The organism is Streptomyces sp. NPDC104381, from assembly GCF_055583745.1.
In genome coordinates, this window is sequence record NZ_JBVJNK010000014.1 from 85,711 (window position 1) to 102,790 (window position 17,080).

15 protein-coding genes are annotated in these 17,080 nt (G+C 72.6%); 4 read left to right on the top strand and 11 right to left on the bottom strand.

Translation table 11 applies throughout. From position 1 onward, the window contains the following. Window positions 1-17: 17 nt before the first annotated feature. Together ACZ607_RS34620 and ACZ607_RS34625 are read right to left on the bottom strand one after the other, a co-directional pair. Window positions 18-1,184: a hypothetical protein gene (locus ACZ607_RS34620; protein WP_469741813.1), complete on the bottom strand. Its 1,167-nt coding sequence runs from the start codon at window positions 1,182-1,184 to the stop codon at window positions 18-20. 86 nt (window positions 1,185-1,270) lie between these two features. Continuing rightward, on the bottom strand, window positions 1,271-1,930 hold the full coding sequence (locus ACZ607_RS34625; RefSeq protein WP_469741815.1) for a TetR/AcrR family transcriptional regulator: 660 nt from the start codon (window positions 1,928-1,930) through the stop codon (window positions 1,271-1,273). Window positions 1,931-2,067: 137 nt separating this feature from the next. On the opposite strand from ACZ607_RS34625, the gene ACZ607_RS34630 reads away from it, so the two are divergent. Next, complete coding sequence (locus tag ACZ607_RS34630; RefSeq protein WP_469741819.1) at window positions 2,068-3,186, top strand: serine hydrolase domain-containing protein; 1,119 nt, start codon at window positions 2,068-2,070, stop codon at window positions 3,184-3,186. A 16-nt stretch (window positions 3,187-3,202) separates the two neighbouring features. On the opposite strand, the gene ACZ607_RS34635 is transcribed toward ACZ607_RS34630, so the two are convergent. Continuing rightward, complete coding sequence (locus ACZ607_RS34635; protein ID WP_469741821.1) at window positions 3,203-4,663, bottom strand: FAD-dependent monooxygenase; 1,461 nt, start codon at window positions 4,661-4,663, stop codon at window positions 3,203-3,205. Between the two features lie 79 nt (window positions 4,664-4,742). Between ACZ607_RS34635 and ACZ607_RS34640 the strand changes: the two genes are divergently transcribed. Beyond that, on the top strand, window positions 4,743-5,372 hold the full coding sequence (locus ACZ607_RS34640) for a TetR/AcrR family transcriptional regulator C-terminal domain-containing protein (protein ID WP_469741824.1): 630 nt from the start codon (window positions 4,743-4,745) through the stop codon (window positions 5,370-5,372). Window positions 5,373-5,471: 99 nt separating this feature from the next. Here the strand turns inward: ACZ607_RS34640 and ACZ607_RS34645 are convergent, their stop codons facing one another. Genes ACZ607_RS34645 through ACZ607_RS34670 form a run of 6 tightly spaced genes read right to left on the bottom strand, consistent with a single transcriptional unit; the run spans window position 5,472 to window position 11,541 of the window. Next, entirely contained in the window at window positions 5,472-6,341 is an 870-nt protein-coding gene (locus ACZ607_RS34645) for a phosphogluconate dehydrogenase C-terminal domain-containing protein (protein ID WP_469741826.1), read from the bottom strand. Beyond that, window positions 6,341-7,135, bottom strand: a complete 795-nt coding sequence (locus tag ACZ607_RS34650; RefSeq protein ID WP_469741829.1) for a sugar phosphate isomerase/epimerase family protein — start codon at window positions 7,133-7,135, stop codon at window positions 6,341-6,343. The genes ACZ607_RS34645 and ACZ607_RS34650 overlap by 1 nt, the downstream gene beginning before the upstream one ends. Further along, window positions 7,123-7,917, bottom strand: coding sequence for a triose-phosphate isomerase family protein (locus ACZ607_RS34655; RefSeq protein WP_469741830.1), 795 nt, complete (start codon window positions 7,915-7,917; stop codon window positions 7,123-7,125). The genes ACZ607_RS34650 and ACZ607_RS34655 overlap by 13 nt, the downstream gene beginning before the upstream one ends. Then, window positions 7,917-8,444: a ribose-5-phosphate isomerase gene (locus tag ACZ607_RS34660; RefSeq protein WP_469741832.1), complete on the bottom strand. Its 528-nt coding sequence runs from the start codon at window positions 8,442-8,444 to the stop codon at window positions 7,917-7,919. The genes ACZ607_RS34655 and ACZ607_RS34660 overlap by 1 nt, the downstream gene beginning before the upstream one ends. Continuing rightward, the gene (locus tag ACZ607_RS34665; RefSeq protein WP_469741834.1) at window positions 8,444-10,180 is read right to left on the bottom strand and encodes a dihydroxyacetone kinase family protein; all 1,737 of its coding nucleotides are present in this window, start codon (window positions 10,178-10,180) and stop codon (window positions 8,444-8,446) included. The genes ACZ607_RS34660 and ACZ607_RS34665 overlap by 1 nt, the downstream gene beginning before the upstream one ends. Continuing rightward, complete coding sequence (locus ACZ607_RS34670; RefSeq protein ID WP_469741836.1) at window positions 10,180-11,541, bottom strand: MFS transporter; 1,362 nt, start codon at window positions 11,539-11,541, stop codon at window positions 10,180-10,182. Before ACZ607_RS34670 ends, ACZ607_RS34665 begins: the two co-directional genes overlap by 1 nt. Window positions 11,542-11,785: 244 nt before the next feature. On the opposite strand from ACZ607_RS34670, the gene ACZ607_RS34675 reads away from it, so the two are divergent. Next, window positions 11,786-12,541 carry a FadR/GntR family transcriptional regulator gene (locus ACZ607_RS34675; RefSeq protein ID WP_469741840.1) on the top strand — a complete coding sequence of 252 codons (756 nt, stop codon included), beginning with the start codon at window positions 11,786-11,788 and terminating at the stop codon, window positions 12,539-12,541. Window positions 12,542-12,545: 4 nt separating this feature from the next. On the opposite strand, the gene ACZ607_RS34680 is transcribed toward ACZ607_RS34675, so the two are convergent. After that, window positions 12,546-13,370: an HAD family hydrolase gene (locus tag ACZ607_RS34680; protein WP_469741918.1), complete on the bottom strand. Its 825-nt coding sequence runs from the start codon at window positions 13,368-13,370 to the stop codon at window positions 12,546-12,548. A 120-nt stretch (window positions 13,371-13,490) separates the two neighbouring features. Between ACZ607_RS34680 and ACZ607_RS34685 the strand changes: the two genes are divergently transcribed. After that, window positions 13,491-16,067, top strand: coding sequence for a bifunctional FO biosynthesis protein CofGH (locus ACZ607_RS34685; RefSeq protein ID WP_469741842.1), 2,577 nt, complete (start codon window positions 13,491-13,493; stop codon window positions 16,065-16,067). 34 nt (window positions 16,068-16,101) lie between these two features. Here ACZ607_RS34685 and ACZ607_RS34690 read toward each other — a convergent pair whose 3' ends face one another. Continuing rightward, window positions 16,102-17,028 carry an SDR family oxidoreductase gene (locus tag ACZ607_RS34690; RefSeq protein ID WP_469741844.1) on the bottom strand — a complete coding sequence of 309 codons (927 nt, stop codon included), beginning with the start codon at window positions 17,026-17,028 and terminating at the stop codon, window positions 16,102-16,104. Window positions 17,029-17,080: the final 52 nt, after the last annotated feature.

Here is a 17,080-nt window from a genome sequence, read left to right on the forward strand (position 1 = left end):
GGCGGGGGCCGCGGCCGTCACACCGGCGTGGTGACCTCCGTCGGCACGGGCCCGGGGGCCTCCGCGCGGCCACCGGCCGGCCGCAGGGTCACGGCGGCGGTGAGGCCCGCCAGGAGACCCCAGGTCAGAGCGGCCGGGACATGGCCGCCGAGGGCGCCCGCCAGGTACTGCCAGCCCCATCGGAGGCCGGCGTCGGTCCCGGTCACCGCGAACTGGAACAGCTGGGAGGCCAGCAGCCCGACGACGGTGGCGCAGACCCCGCCGACCGCCATCGCCGGCACGGTGGCCCGGGTCAGCAGGACGGGCAGCAGCCGCAGCGCCCACCACACCACGGCGAGCATCAGCACATCGGCGAGGCGGTACAGGAGCCAGTGGCCGAGGGATCCGCCCGTCGGCGCGTTCCAGCCGCCGAGCAGCAGCCAGGCGCGCAGCAGGTCACCCGGCTCGGAGAGCAGCCGGCCGGACAGGGAGACCGTCTGGATGGACGCGGCCACGGACTGGTACGAGAGGACCACCAGGGACACCGAGACCACGGCGGTCCCGGCGGTCGCCGCCAGGCGGGCGGCCCGTACGGGAACGGCCCCCAGCGGCAGCGGGCCCGCACCCCTGGCGGTGATCCGGGCGGCGAGCACGGTGACCACCGCCGCGACGAGCGCGGCCACCGCGACGATCTGCTGCCCGGAGGACGCCATGCCCGCGAGCTGGGGCAGGAACCGGTAACTCCCGCGCCCGGTCGAGGCGATCAGCCAGGGCGCGGAGACGGCCGACGCCAGCATGCCGGACACCATGCCCCAGGCCCACACCGCCGCCAGCGCGGCCGGCATCCGGCGGTTCACCGGCGGCAGTCGGCGCACCAGGAGCAGCGCGCCCGGTACGAAGAAGGCGAAGACCGCGGCGAACCGGATCTGCATGCCCGTCCCGTGCAGCGAGAGATAGCGGTCGGGGTCGGCGGTGGCCGGGTCCCCGATCTCTCCCAGCGTTCCGGTGCCGAACCGGACGGAGTCCGGGGGATCGTACGACCAGGGCGAGAGCCAGCTCTGGAGATCGGCGACCAGCCGGCCCCCGAGCGTGTTCGTCGCGCCCCGGAGGTGCAGCGCGTCCACGCTCGCCCCCGCCCACCACAGCAGCGCCGTGAGCAGCAGTCCTCCGGCCAGTGCCGGTATCGCCGCGCGTCTGTAGGTCATGTGCCGTCCGCCCCCATGTGATCGCAGCCCCGCGATTCCCCTGTCCGCTGGGAGATTACGGGCTGTCGATCACATGGAGATCACGGTCACGCCGGGGGGAGCGCGGCCTCGATCCGGTCCAGATGCGCGGCCAGGAGCTCTTCGAACGCGGCCCGACGGTCCGCGCCGAGCGGCTGGATGTCGCGGCCGAAACGGGCCAGCGCCGGGAAGCGCTCGGGGTCGGCGCCCAGCACCGCCACCCGGAAGAGCTCCATGCCCTGTTCGTGCTCCTCGGGGGTGACGGTGCTGATCCCGGCCTCGGAGGCGATCAGGGCCGCGATGAGGACCGCGATCCGGTGGTAGCGCGTCGGGATCTCGTCGTCGGGGAGCCCCGACGAGCGCAGGGCCTGAAGCACCTCTTCCATGAGCATCCGGGAGCCGGTGCCGCTCGACGCGTAGCGCCCCCAGGTCGCTGCGAGCTGGGGGTGCCGGCCGAACGCCTCTCTCAGGTTCAGCGCCAGGGCCATGATGCGCTGCTTCCAGTCGCCCTCGGGGCGGTAGCCGTCCATGGCCTCCAGGAGGATCCGGTCGGCGACCGCGCGCAGCAGCTCCGTCTTGCTGCGGAAGTGCCGGTAGAGGCTGGAGGAATCGGTGCCGAGCACCGCCGCGAGCTTGCGCACGCTGAACGAATCGGCGTCGCTCGTGCGCAGCGACTCCGCGGCCGCGTCCAGGATCTCCTCGGTCGACCAGCGCCTTCTGCCTGCCATGTTTCACCCCTTGCCTCGGCACCAGCCTAACGTATGCACTTGGTGTTGCACGCACCGCGTGCATAATGGGTTCAAGAGCGCCGGACGGCCTGGCAGTGGGCCGTCGGTGTGCCGTGCAACACGAGAGGACGCATGTCGTGAGGAACGCGCTGGACACCGCAGGGCTGGACGCCGCCATCGAGAACGTCGTCCGCGCCGGGATGCCGGGCCTCTTCGCCGAGGTCCGACACGGCGACCAGGTCTGGCGGGGCGCCGCCGGGGTCGCCGACGTCGCCACCGGCCGTCCCGTCACCCCCGGCCTGAGGCACCGCGTCGGCAGCGTCACCAAGACCTTCACCGCGGCGGCGGTCCTCCAGCAGGCCGAGCGCGGCCGGGTCGACCTCGACGCGCCCATCGGCCGATACCTCCCTGAGCTGGTTCCCGGGGAGAAAGGGGAGGCGATCACGGTGCGGATGCTGCTCGACCACACCAGCGGCCTCGCCGAGTACCTCCCGTACGCCTACCCCTCCCTCAAGGGGTTCCCCGTCGTCGCGGAGACCCGGCCCGAGAGCCTGGAGGACCACCGGTTCACCCGGTTCCACTCCGCCGACCTGATCGGGATGGGGGTCACCGCACCCGCCGTCGGCACCCCGGGCGGCGCTCCCGGGGTGTACTCCAACACCAACTACCTGCTCCTCGGCGAACTGCTGGAGCGGGTGACCGGCACCACGGCCGAGCAGTGCATCACCCGGGACGTCATCGAGCGTGCCGGGCTCAGGGATACCGGCTTCCCCACCGGCACCCAGGTCGACGGGCCCCACGCGAAGATCTACGAGGCATGGTTCGGCATGATCGACCCGCCCCGCGACTACAGCGTCTACGACATGTCGTTCGTGGGGCCGACGGCCTCGCTCATATCGACCGTCGCGGACCTCAACCGCTTCTACCGCCTGCTGCTCGCCGGGAAGATCGTCGGCTCGTCGTCGCTGGAGCAGATGCGGCGCACCGGCCCGGTCGTCTCCCAGGAGGGGAGGATCATCGAGTACGGCCTCGGCCTGTACCCGATGGAGGGCCCCGGCCAGGGCGCGTTCTGGGGCCACGGTGGCACGGTCTGGGGCGGGGGGACGCTGGCCATGACCTCTGCGGACGGCGAGCGGCAGATGGCCGTCGCGGTGAATCTGCAGAGGTGGAGCAGGCTCGACTCCTCGGGCCGTCCGCAGTCCCATCCCATCGACGGGGCGCTCGCTGATCTCTACCGCGTGGCGCTGTACGGCTGACCGGCCCCGGCCGTGGTCAGCGGTGGACGGCGGACACCGCCGCTCGTGCCTCGGCCCGCAGGGCTTCCGCCCCGGACTCCTCGCTCGCCCAGGCGACATGTCCGTCCGGGCGGATGAGCGCGGCACGCACGGTGGACCAGGCGGGGCGGGAGTCGGGCTCGGGCGCGGTGCGCGTGAGGACGTACGGGGTGGAGGGCGGCGCCGGGGTGCCGGTGAAGTGCAGGAGGACATGGCGGCCGGTGCCCAGCAGGTCGAAGAGGCCCGTGCCGTCACCGAGTCGCAGGTCGGGCGCGCGGTGGCCGGTCAGGGGGTGGCGGGGCGCCGGGGCCGGGTAGGTGACGGCCAGCCCGGAGAGGCGTTCGGCCAGGCTGCGGGAGAACTCGGGCACGGTGGCGATGAGTTGGCCGAGCAGGGTGCGCAGGTCCCGGCCCTCCGCCTCGTGGGCGTTCATCAGCGCCGTCTGGGCCCGGGTGCTGAGCAACAGGTCGGCGCCGACCGGGTGGCGTTCGTCGTGGTAGCTGTCCAGGAGGCCCTCGGGTGCGGTGCCCGCCACCGTCGCGGCCAGCTTCCAGCCGAGGTTGGTGGCGTCCTGGAAGCCGACGTTGAGGCCCACGCCTCCGGCCGGGTAGTGCATGTGCGCGGCGTCGCCCGCGAGCAGGACGCGGCCCTCGCGGTACGCGGCGGCCTGGCGGGAGGCGTTGCCGAAGCGGGAGAGCCAGCTCGGGTCGCGCATGCCGAAGTCGGTGCCGGCGATCCGGGTCACCTTGGCGCGGAGCGCGGCGAGGGTCAGCTCGCCGGGGTGGTCGGGGCCGTTGCTGTCGGGGTCGCCGCCGACGACCCGGTGCACACCGTCCGGCATCGGGACGACCATGACGCCGCCCGCGGGGCCCGACGCCGCGTACACCGCGCCCTCGGGCGGGGCGTCCAGGACGACGTCGCCGAGCCAGCCCCAGGTCGTGGCGTCGGTGCCGGGGAACGGGATGCCGGCGGCCTCGCGCACGGTGCTCCGGGTGCCGTCGCACCCGACCACGTACGCGGCGCGCAGGGTGTACGGGCCGTCGGGACCTGCCGCCTCCACGGTCACCCCGCTCTCGTCCTGGGTGAGACCGGTGACCCGGTGCCCGCGCCGCAGAACGGCCCCCGACGCCACCGCGTGCGCCTCCAGCAGCTCCTCGGTACGGGCCTGGGGCAGGGCGAGCGTGAACGGGTACGGGGTGTCGAGCACGCCGAAGTCCATCCGGTCGTCCAGCCCCCCGAAGTGGCCGCTGGGGATGCGCCTCCCCTCGGCGAGGAAGGGCTCCGCCGCGCCCCGGAAGGCCAGGATCTCCAGCGTGCGGGGGTGCAGGGTGAGGGCCTTCGAGTGGGGGTCGCGCTCGTCGCGCGCCTCCAGGACGGTGACGGATGCCCCGGCCAGGCGCAGTTCGGCGGCCAGCCACAGTCCGGTGGGCCCGCCTCCCGCGATGACGACGTGTTCCATGAACGCTGCTCCTCTGTCTCGTGGCGCCCAAATCCCTTGGTCAGTGACCAAGGGTGGGGAGGCCCAGTAGACTAGGTCGGTGACCAAGAAGCAAGTGCGGGCGGAGACATCCGCGCCGGGGCAGACGCGGCTGGGCCCCGACGCCGTGGTGCGCGCGGGGCTGGAACTGCTGGACGAGAAGGGCGCGGACGGGCTCTCGATCCGGGGCATCGCCGACCGGCTCGGCGTACGCATGAACACCGTGCTCTGGCACGCCAAGACCAAGGCGCGGCTGCTGGAGCTGATGGCGGACGCGATCCTGGCCGAGGTCCCGGTCGAGGGGCTGCCCGAACCCTGGGAGCCGCGCGTCCGCGAGCTGTTCCACCGCTACCGCCGCGCCCTGCTCGCCCACCGGGACGGGGCCAGGATCGTGGCCGGTACGTACGCCGCCGAGCCCGCCACCCTCCGCTTCGCCGAGCTGCTGGTCGAGGCGCTGCTGGCCGGCGGGCTGCCGGAGCGCGAGGCGGTCTGGACGTGCTGGGCGCTGGTCTACTTCACCCTCGGGCTGGCCCAGGAGGAGCAGGCACTGCCGGACGCGCGGGGTCCGGCGTTCGCCCGAAGCCTGGGCGCGGGGGAGTACCCCTCGCTGTCCCGGGCCGCCGGGCACTTCGAGGACACCTCCTTCGACGAACGCTTCGACTACGGGATCTCCCGCATCCTCGGCTCGTAAGGAAAGCGGCATGCGAAGGGCCGGGCCCTCCACCCCTGATGGAGGGCCCGGCCCGGTTCCGCGGGGACCTGAGCGGTGGCGCCGGTGGTCAGGACCGGGTCAGCGCTTGATCTCCTTGATCTTGAGCATCCGCGTGATGACCTTGTCGAGCTCGTCGTCCTTGAAGACGTTCTTCCAGTCGTCACGGACGATCGACTCACGGCCGTAGTCCATCGCGATCAGGCACGCGTCGGAGAACGGGTTCGACCCCTTGAGGGTGTTGGCCAGCGCGACCTGCGTGTGGCCGAGCAGCATGGCGCGGGCCGCCTTCTCCGGGACGCCCACCGTGTGGACGGTCTCGTGGAGGGCCTCGGTCAGCAGGGCGCCGACCATGCAGGCGATCGTCTCGACGAGCGTCGGCTCCAGGACCGCGAGCTGCTTGACGGTCACCCAGTGCACCTCGACGACCGGCGCGTACATCGTGGAGATGACGGCCTCGGCCAGCTCCCGCGCCGCCGGGTCGGGGGCCTCGGAGGCGGGCTCGAAGGAGGCGACGACCTCCTGGGGGGCGGCGATACCGCCGAAGGTGTCCGCCCACTCCTCCTTCGTGGTGCGCTCCAGGAACACCGACGGGTGGCAGGGGTGCGCCACCGCGTTGTGCACGTCCGCGCGGCGGGTCAGCAGACCGGCGTACGCGGCGGCCGGGTCCAGGGTCAGCAGGATCGCGCCGGGCTTCATGACCGGGACGAGCTGCTCGGAGACCGTGCCCAGGACGACGTCCGGGACGGCGAGGATCACGACGTCGGCCTGTGCGGCGGCGTCGGCGCTCTCCGTCAGCTCGCGGCCGAGCTCACGGACGAGCTCCTGGCCCTTGGGCGAGTTCTCGGAGAAGAGCGTGGTGAAGTCGCTCCCGACCAGGTTGTTCGAGACGCGCTGTCCCATCTTGCCCGCGGCCCCGATGACGGCGACTGTCTTGTTCCCGGTGGCCATTACTTGCTCCTCAGAAGGGTGTTGATGCTGTGCCGGGTCCACCGGTCCTCCAGGCGGGCGGTCTCCTCGAAACCGCCCTGCCAGGGGAGCCAGTGCTCCACGATCTGGTTGATGCCACGCTCGCCGGGACCGACCTTGCGGATCATGTCGTCGTAGTCGAGCAGGCCCTCGCCGAGAGGGCAGCCGGCGAAGGTGAAGCCGACCCAGCCGTCACGGCGGGAGAACGAGAAGTCCTTGACGTGGATGTTCACCACGTGCGGGGCGGTGGCGTCGACGACGTCCACCGGGCGCTCCAGCCGGGCGACGCTGTTGCCCGGGTCCAGGACCACGCCGAGGTGCGGGCTGTCCACACCGCGTACGACGGCCAGCAGGTCGTCGGTGGAGACCTGTTCGTAGGTCTCCAGGCCGAGCGTGACCCCCGCCGCCGCGTACGCGGGCACGGCGTCGCGCAGGAGCGCGGTGGCCTCCGCGACGGACGGCCGGTGGTCCGGGGTGTTCAGCATCGAGCGGACCAGCGTCACGCCCAGGCGCCGTGCGATGCGGAGGTACGCGGCGAGGTGCTCCGTGCGTACGCCCCGGGTGCCCAGCTCCAGCGTGAGGCCGTGGCCGGCCGCCGTGGCGCGCAGGGCGTCGAGCTGGTCGTCGTCGTACGTCTCGATCGGCGGGTAGTCGCAGATCTGGAAGACCTCGCCGCCCAGCTCACGGGTCTGCGCCAGCATCTCGTCGAGCGTGAGGGGGCGCGGGGCCCGGTCGGAGATGCGCCAGAAGAAGGCGTAGGTGCTCAGGCCGTACACGCGGCGGCTCCTTCCCGCGCCTCGTCGAGGATGCGTTCCACCGCTGCCGGGTCGTGGGCGAAGCGGCCGAGGAACAGCCCGTCCACGCACGCGCCCAGCTCGGTCAGCAGGCCCGGGCCGGCGCTGCCCCCGTAGATCACGCGGCTGCCGGACAGGGCGGGCTGCGTGGCGAGCCAGTCCGTCAGGGCCTCGCAGACCGTGCGGATGTGGGCGGGCGAGGCGGGCCGGGGGGCGCCGATGGCCCACTGCGGTTCGTACGCGAGGACGACCGGGGCGAGGGGGCCCTCGTGGGAGGCCGTGGCCAGGATCCGCTCGGCCTCGGCGACCGTGCGGGCGGCCGCCTCGGAGGGGGCGACCCGGTCGAGTTCGCCGACGCAGAGCACCGGGGTCAGCCCGTTGCGCAGGGCGGCGGCCGTCTTGGCGGCGACGACCGTGTCGCCCTCGCCGAAGAGCCGGCGCCGCTCTGCGTGGCCGACCTCGGCGTAGCGGGCGCCGATCTCGTGCAGGTGCGCCCCGCTGACCTCGCCGGTGTACGGACCGGAGTCCTCGGTGGCCAGATCCTGTGCCCCGGTCCGTACCTCCGTACCGGCGAGGATGCCGGTGACCGGGACGAGCGCGGGGAACGCGGGCAGCACGAACAGCTCGGCCGTGCCGCCGGTGACGGCGGGGTGCCGGGCGGCCAGATCCGCGATGCTGCGGGCCCAGTTGAGGGTCTCGTGGTGGCCGAAGTACATCTTCAGGCTCACCCCGACGGTGACCCGGGGGCGGTTCTGCGCGGGCATCAGGCTGCGGCTTCCTGGTGGTTCTCGTCGTTCTTGTTCTCGTAGTCGTCCATCAGCGCGACCTTGGCCGCGGACGCCGACGCCTCGTCGAAGCGGTACGTCAGCCACTCGGCGGCCAGCCGGCGGGCCAGCTCCAGACCGACGACGCGCTGGCCGAAGGTGAGGACCTGGGCGTTGTTGGAGAGGACCGCGCGCTCGACGGAGAAGGAGTCATGGGCGGTGACGGCCCGGATCCCCTTGACCTTGTTCGCGGCGATGGCCACCCCGAGCCCGGTGCCGCAGACCAGCAGGGCGCGGTCGGCGTCGCCGCGGGCGACCATCTCGGCGGCGGCGATGGCGACCTTCGGATAGGCGGTGTGCCCGTCCGCGTCGACCCCCACGTCGGTGACGGTGGCGACGAGGCCGCTGGCCTCCAGGTCCCGCTTGAGGGCTTCCTTGTACGCGTGGCCGGCGTCGTCGGAGCCGACGACGACGCGGAGCTTCTCGGACGGCTTCTCGGACCGCTTCTCGGACCGCTTCTCGGACATCAGTGGTTCTCCAGGGTGGGTACGAACACGCCGTGCACGGCACGGACGATCAGGGCGAGCGAGTGGGCTCCGGCATCCGGGGTGCCGAGGCTCTTCTCCGCATGCGGGCGGGCGCGGCCCATCCGGGGGAGCAGGTCCGCGGTGGCCTCGGCGGCGGCGGACGCGGAGTGCGCGGCCGTGTCCCAGGCGGTGGCCAGGGGCTGCCCCGCCTCGGCGGCGGCCATGAGCGCGTACGAGAACGGGACGAGGACGTCGACCATCGTCTTGTCGCCGACCTCCGCCTTCCCCAGCTCCCTCACGTCCGCCGCGGCCTGGGCGACCCCCGCGGCGACCGCCGGGGCGGTGGGACGCTCGGTGTCGCCGAGCGCCGTGCCGACCGCGCGGAGCATGACGCCCCACAGGGCGCCCGACGTGCCGCCGGCCCGGTCCGCCCAGGCGTCGGCGGCCCGGTGCAGAAGCGTTTCTGCACCGGCGCCGAGCGCCTCGGCGCGGGCCGCCGCCTCGTAGGCAGCGGTGGAGCCCCGCTGCATGCCGATGCCGTGGTCGCCGTCGCCGGCGACCGCGTCGATCCGGCCGAGCTCCTCGGCGTGGACGTCGACCGTGTCCTTGAGGACGCGCAGGGCGGCGAGGACCGTGCGGGCCGCCGCACGGGAGTCGTCGGTGGCGGGCGGGACGGTCTCCTCGACGGTCTCCGCCGACGGGTCCGGGACGAAGAGGTCCGCCGCCTCCACGGTGCCCTTGCGGTACGCGGGGGCGTCGGCCGGGGCCGCCCACAGGGGCTCCAGCTCGTCGGTGAGCCAGCACAGGGTGAGGGAGACACCGGCCATGTCGAAGCTGGTGACGAGCTCGCCGACCTCGGGGTCCACGGCCTCCACCCCGGCCTCGGCGAGCAGCTGGGCGACCCGGCGGTAGACGACGAACAGCTCCTCGTACTTCACCGAGCCGAGGCCGTTGAGGATCACCGCGACCCGCTGCCCGCGCGGGGAGGCCACTCCTTCGGGGAGCTCGCCGAGGACGGTGGCGACCAGGAGTTCGGCCGCTTCGTCGGCGGTCGGTACGGGCCGCTCGCCCATGCCGGGCTCACCGTGGATGCCCAGGCCGACGGCCATCCGGCCCTCGGGGACGCTGAACAGGGGGTGGTCGGCGCCCGGCAGGGTGCAGCCGGAGAACGCGACGCCGAAGGACCGTGTACGGGCGTTCGCCAGCTCGGCGATCCTGGCGACCTCGTCCAGCGGCTGCCCGGCCTCGGCCGCCGCCGCGGCGGTCTTGAAGACGACCAGGTCACCGGCGACACCGCGGCGCTTGTGGGCCTCGTCGGGTGAGGCGCTGGACATGTCGTCCGTGACGCCCAGGGTGCGGGTGGGTATGCCCTCGGCGGTCAGCCGGGACGCCGCCTGCCCGAAGTGCAGGACGTCGCCGGCGTAGTTCCCGTACGCGAGGAGGACGCCGCCGCCGGTCTCGGCGGCCCGCGCCACCTGGCGCACCTGGTGGGCGGAGGGGGAGGCGAAGACGTTGCCGACTGCGGCGCCGTGGGCGAGGCCCTGGCCGACCAGCCCGGAGAAGGCCGGGTAGTGGCCGGAGCCTCCGCCGACGACGACGGCGACCTGGCCGGGGGTGGTGCGGGTGGCCCGGACCACGCCGCCGGGGACCTGGCGGACCCTGCGGGGGTGGGCGGCGGCGAAGCCTTCGAGCGCTTCGTCGGCGAAGGCGGCGGGGTCGTTGGACAGGCGGGTCATCAGCGGACCTCTGCGAGGGGCCGGCCGTGGTGCGCGCCCCGGCCCTTGGACCGGTTGGCGAGCCACAGCATCAGCGCGGCGGACATGAGCATGAAGGCCCCGACGAGGAACAGCGGCAGGTAGTAGGCACCGCTGAAGTCCTTCAGCCAGCCGGTGACATAGCCGGCGGCGAAGCCGGCCACGTTGCCCGCCGTGTTGATCAGGGCGATACCGGCGGCGGCTGTCGCGCCGGTCAGGAACTGCGAGGGGACGGACCAGAAGACCGGCAGCGCGGCGAAGATCGCACAGGCGGTGACGGTGATGACGGCGACCGTGGCGGCCGGCGACCCCATGTAGAGGGCGACCGGGATGGAGATCCCGCCGACGACGGCCGGTCCCGCGATGTGCCAGGTGCGGACGCCGTGCCGGGTGGCGTGGCGGGACCAGAAGAAGAGGACGATCGCGGCCGGGAGGTACGGGATGGCCGTGATCAGGGCCTTGTCCATCACGCTGAACGTCGTGCCGAACTGCTCCTGGAAGCCGTTGATGATCGTCGGCAGGAAGAACGCGAGGGCGTACAGGCCGTAGATGAAGCCGAAGTAGATGAGGGCGAGCGTCCAGACCCGGCTGTTGGTGAAGGCGGCCTTGAGCGCCTCCCTGCCGTGGCTGCTCTTCTCGTCGGCGCCGGTCTTGCCCGCGTTCTCGGCGGCCAGCTCCTCGGTCAGCCAGTCCCGCTCCTCGGCGGTCAGCCACTTCGCGTCGGCCGGCTTGTCGATCAGGTAGAACCAGGCGATGACGCCCAGCAGGATCGCCGGGACGGACACCCCGAGGAACATCACGCGCCAGCCCTCGAGGCCGAGGAGCCCGTGCTGGTTGATGAACCAGCCGGCCAGCGGGGCGCCGATCACGGTGGTCAGGGGCTGCGCCAGGTAGAAGAGGCCGAGGACCTTCGTACGGTGCCGGGAGGGCACCCACTGGCTGAGGAAGAGGATCGCGCCGGGGAAGAAGCCCGCCTCGGCGACACCGAGCAGGAAGCGGAGCGTGTACAGCTGCTCGCTGTTCTGCACCCAGGTGAAGAGGAGGGCGACGACGCCCCAGCTCACCATGATCCTGGCCAGCCAGCGCCGGGCGCCGAACTTGTGCAGCGCCATGTTGCTGGGCACTTCGAGAATGATGTAACCGATGAAGAAGACCCCGGACGCGAAGCCGAACTGCGCCGCGGTGAGGGCGAGGTCCTGTCCCATGCCGTTGGGCTCCGCGAAGGAGACGGCGGTGCGGTCCAGATAGTTCACGAAGAACATCAGGGCCACGAAGGGGACGAGCCGGACCGAGACCTTCCTGATCGCTGATCTCTCGATCACTGAATGCGCGGTGGCGCCCATGGAGACTCCTCGCTCGCGGACCGCTCTGTCCGGGTTCCGTGTCTGCTCCGGCAGGCGGAGGCGAACCGTGGAAGGTCGTGTTTCCGGCCGGTGAACAACTCCAAGCTAGCCCTGGATCCTAAATTGGTCACCAATTTACCAAAGTGACGTAGGTCGCTCCCCTGAGCTCTTCTCCTGGACCGATGAGCGCGTTATCTTCCGCCCGCTCCGGGGATCCACCGCCCCGTCTGATGTACTGGTCAGCGTGTCCACGCAGCCCGAAGCGCCCGATTTCACGTCACTTCTGCGCCCCGTCGTACGGGAGTCCTCGGTCAGTGAGGTGGCCAAGCGGCTCCTTGATCATCTGTCCGAGGGCAACCTGAAGCCGGGCACGCGCCTGCCCGCCGAGCGCCAGATCGCCGACGCCCTCGGCGTCGCGCGCTCCAGCGTGCGCGGGGCGCTGTCCGCGCTGGACGTCCTGGGCATCATCGAGATCAGGCCGGGCTCGGGCTCGTACGTCCGGGAGGGGACCTCGGAGTTCCTGCCGCGCGCCATCAACTGGGGCCTGATGCTCGGTCAGCGGCGTACGCAGGACCTGGTCGAGGTCCGCACCTTCATGGAGGGCATGTCGGCGCGGCTCGCCGCGGACCGGGCCTCGCGGGAGGACGTCGAGCGGCTGGAGCAGCACCTGGAGCGGATGCGGGAGGCCGGGACGGACGTCAAGGCGTTCATCGAGGCCGATATCGCCTTCCATCTGGAGACGGCGCACATCGCCCGCAACACGGTGCTCAGCGACATCCTGCACTCCATCCGGGCGCTGCTCCAGGTCTGGATGGAGCGGGCGGGAGACATCGAGGGCACGGTCAGCGGCACGCTGCACGAGCACGGGGCCGTGCTCGACGCGATCCGGGCGGGCGACCCGGAGGGGGCGGACGCGGCGATGGCCGAGCACATGCGACTGGCGAGCGACCGGCTCCGGCTCTCGCTGAGCGGAACCGACGAACAGGGCGCGGGGGAGTAGGGACTCAGGCCTGGGTCCGCGGGGACGGGGCCGCCTCCTGAGGTGCTGTCCCCTCCTGCGGGTCCTGCGTGGGTGCGTCCTCCTCCGGGTCCGCCGCCTCCTCCTGTCCTTGCGGCGGTGCGGCCTGTGTCGGCAGCTCGGGCGCGTTCGGCCGCTCCGGCGGTGCGGCGGTGAGGGCCGTCCGTCGCTTCGTCCTGCCCAGCAGTGCCGGCAGTTCGGTCAGGGCGCCGACGCACCAGTCGGCCGTCTCCAGGACGTCCGGGTGGTCGGCCCACCAATGCCCGTACGGGCCACGGCGGATGTGGGCGGCGCGCAGCCCGCACGACTTCGCCGGGAAGAGGTCGTCGGCGGGGTGGTCACCCACGTACAGGGTGGACTCCGGCGACGCGTCCGACACCTCCAGTACGCGGGCGAAGAACTCCCGGTCCGGTTTGGCGGCGCCCCACTCCTCCGAGGTGACGACCAGATCGGCCGGCAGGTCCAGCGCCCGCAGCAGCTCTCCCGCCCGCGCCGTCCGGTCACCCGCGACGACGACCCGCAGGCCCAGCGCGCGCAGTTCGGCCAGCGCCGGGCGCACGTCGGGGTAGAGGTCCGTCTCGTCCAGATGCTCGCCGCGCCCGGCCGCCGCCCGGGCCTGGTACGCCTCGCCGACGTCCATGCCGGGGCGCAGGACGCGCAGCGCGTCGGTGGCGTCGCGGCCCTGGACGACGGCCGCGCCGACCAGCGCGCTGACCGTGTGCGGCGGGACGCCGAGCCAGTCGGCCCACGAGGCCCAGAGGCGGTCGTCACGGACGAGGGTTTCTCCGATGTCGAAGACGATCGTTTTCATCACCCCTCCGAGCCTACGGGGCAAGCGGGACATAACGGCCAAGGCGCCAGTGCGGGAAAGGCGGTTACGCACGGAAGAGGCCCTGGTCCGGAAGGAGGGGGGCGCTCGTATGCTCGGATCATGACCGTTCCTCAGCGCCCCACGACCAACGCCATGCGGCGCGCCCTCCGGCGGGCCCGCGACGGTGTCGCCCTCGACGTGGCCGAGGCCGCCGTCCTGCTCCAGGCGCGGGGGGATGACCTGACCGACCTCGCCGCGTCCGCCGCCCGGGTCCGGGACTCGGGCCTCGACGCCGCGGGCCGGCCGGGAGTGATCACGTACTCCCGCAAGGTCTTCATCCCGCTGACCCGGCTCTGCCGCGACACCTGCCACTACTGCACCTTCGTCACCGTGCCCGGGAAGCTCAGGCGCGAGGGCCACGGCATGTTCCTCTCGCCGGACGAGGTCCTCGACATCGCCCGCAGGGGTGCCGAAATGGGCTGCAAGGAAGCCCTGTTCACGCTCGGCGACCGGCCCGAGGACCGATGGCCCGAGGCACGGGAGTGGCTGGAGGCCGAGGGGTACGACGACACCCTGGCGTACGTACGGGCCATGGCGGTGCGGGTGCTGGAGGAGGCGGGGCTGCTGCCGCACCTGAACCCCGGTGTGATGACCTGGACGGACCTGCAGCGGCTGAAGCCCGTCGCCCCGTCCATGGGGATGATGCTGGAGACGACCGCGACCCGGCTGTGGTCCGAGAAGGGCGGCCCGCACTACGGCTCCCCCGACAAGGAGCCGGCGGTCCGGCTGCGCGTGCTGGAGGACGCGGGCCGGTCCAACGTGCCGTTCACCACCGGCATCCTGATCGGGATCGGCGAGTCGTACGAGGAGCGCGCCGACTCCCTCTTCGAGCTGCGCAGGACGGCCCGCGCCTACCACGGCATCCAGGAAGTCATCGTCCAGAACTTCCGCGCCAAGCCGGACACCGCGATGCGCGGGATGCCGGACGCGGAGCTGGAGGAGCTGGCCGCGGCCATCGCCGTCGCCCGTCACATCCTGGGCCCCTCGGCCCGCATCCAGGCCCCGCCGAACCTCGTCGACGCGGAGTACGCCCTGCTGATCGGCGCGGGCATCGACGACTGGGGCGGCGTCTCGCCCCTCACCCCGGACCATGTGAACCCCGAGCGCCCCTGGCCGCACATCGAGGAACTGGCGGCCCGTACGGCGGAGTCCGGCTTCCAGCTCCGCGAACGCCTCACCATCTACCCGGAGTTCATCCAGCGCGGCGAGCCCTGGCTCGACCCGCGCCTCCTGCCGCACGTGCGGGCGCTCGCCGATCCGGAGACCGGCCTCGCCAAGGAGGGCGCGATCCCCACCGGGCTGCCCTGGCAGGAACCCGACGAGGGCTTCAACGCCTCCGGCCGCACCGACCTGCACCGCACCATCGACACCGAGGGCCGCACCGGCGACCGGCGGAACGACTTCGACGAGGTGTACGGCGACTGGGAGGCCCTGCGCGAGGCCGCGGCCCCCGGCATGGTCCCGTCCCGTATCGACGCCGACGTACGCCAGGCGCTGAGCCAGGCCGCCGACGACCCGACGAAGCTCACCGACGACCAGGCCCTGGCCCTGCTCCACGCCGACGGCCCGGCGCTGGACGAGTTGTGCCGGATCGCGGACACCCTGCGCCGGGACGTGGTCGGTGACGACGTCACCTACATCGTCACCAGGAACATCAACTTCACCAACGTCTGCTACACCGGCTGCCGCTTCTGCGCCTTCGCCCAGCGGCGTACGGACGCCGACGCCTACACCCTCTCCCTGGACCAGGTCGCCGACCGCGCGGCGCAGGCCTGGGACGTCGGCGCGGTCGAGGTCTGCATGCAGGGCGGCATCCACCCGGACCTGCCCGGCACCGCGTACTTCGACATCGCGCGGGCCGTGAAGGAACGCGTCCCCGGCATGCACGTCCACGCCTTCTCGCCGATGGAGGTCGTCAACGGCGCGTCCCGCACCGGCCTGTCCATCCGCGACTGGCTGGCCGCCGCCAAGGACGCCGGGCTCGACTCGATCCCGGGCACGGCGGCGGAGATCCTCGACGACGAGGTCCGCTGGATCCTCACCAAGGGCAAGCTGCCGACCGCCACCTGGCTGGAGGTCATCAGGACGGCCCACGAGACGGGCCTGCGCTCCTCGTCCACGATGATGTACGGCCATGTCGACCAGCCCCGCCACTGGCTCGGCCACTTCCGGACGCTGGCCCGGCTCCAGCAGGAGACCGGCGGCTTCACGGAGTTCGTCACGCTGCCCTTCATCCACACCAACGCCCCGGTCTACCTGGCGGGCATCGCCCGCCCGGGCCCGACGGACCGGGACAACCGGGCGGTGACGGCGATGGCGCGGCTCCTCCTCCACCCGCACATCACCAACATCCAGACCAGCTGGGTGAAGCTCGGCGCGGAGGGGGCCGCGGAGATGCTGCGCTCGGGCGCCAACGACCTGGGCGGGACGCTGATGGAGGAGACCATCTCCCGCATGGCGGGCTCCAGTTACGGCTCGTACCGCTCGATCCAGGACCTTGTCGCCATCGCCGACCTGGCGGGCCGCCCGGCGAAGCCGCGCACGACGCTGTACGGCGAGGTGCCCGAGGAGCGCGTCAAGGCCGCGACAGCCTCGGACGGCCACCTGCCGGAGCTGCTGCCGGTGCTGGAGGCCTGAGCGGGCCTCCCGTCCGGCCGGCGCCCCGGGTCCCTCACCGGTATCCCGTGGCGTCGGCCGGCTTGCCGGCGGCTTCGACCTCGGCCAGGTAGCGCCAGCAGTCGGGGCGGGATCCGTCGAGGTCCGTGAAGCCGTACTCCTGGGCGAGCTGCCCGCTGGACAGGGACCGGCCGTTCCGGTGCGCGAGGTCGGGGTCACCGGCCAGGGCGGCGACCGCGCGGCCCACGTACGCCGGGCTCTCCGAGATGCAGAAGTGCGGCACCTCGGTCAGCGCGTCGCGCCAGTTCTCCTCGGTCACGCCGAAGGCGTCGAGCATCATCTCCGAGCGCATCCAGCCCGGGGTGAGCGCCACGGCCGTCCCGCCGTGCGGTTCCAGCTCGTGGGCGAGCACGAACGCCATGCGCAGCACGCTGTTCTTGACCAGGTCGTAGAAGTAGGAGTTGCGGTAGTTCGCCGCGTTGTAGGCGGCCGTCCCGTCGGTCATCTCGACCACGAGCCCGCCCGGCCGCCGCACCAGCAGGGGCAGCACGAAGTGGCTGGTGATCGCGTGGGTCTCCACGCCCAGCCGGAGCAGCCGCAGTCCGTCGTCGAGGTCGTGCTCCCACACCGGCTTGTCGAACGCGAACAGCCGCTCGCCGCCCCAGACATCGTTGACGAGGACGTCGAGCCGCCCCTGCTCGGCGTCGATGCGCTCGGCCAGCGCACGGACCTGCTCGGGCACCAGATGGTCGGTCGGCACCGCGATGCCCGTCCCGCCCGCCGCGGTGACGAGCTCCGCGGTCCCCTCGATCGTCTCGGGCCTGTCGTACTCCGAGCGCCGCTCCCGTGTGGTGCGGCCGGTGACGTAGACGGTCGCACCCGCCGCCCCGAGCTGCACCGCGATGCCGCGCCCGGCGCCTCGGGTGGCACCTGCGACCAGGGCGATCCTTCCGTGGAGCGCGGGTGTCGATGTGTCGGGCATGAGTCTCCTCGAGTCCTGTGCGGCTGTGCGAGCCGGCCCGGGAACGTCATCG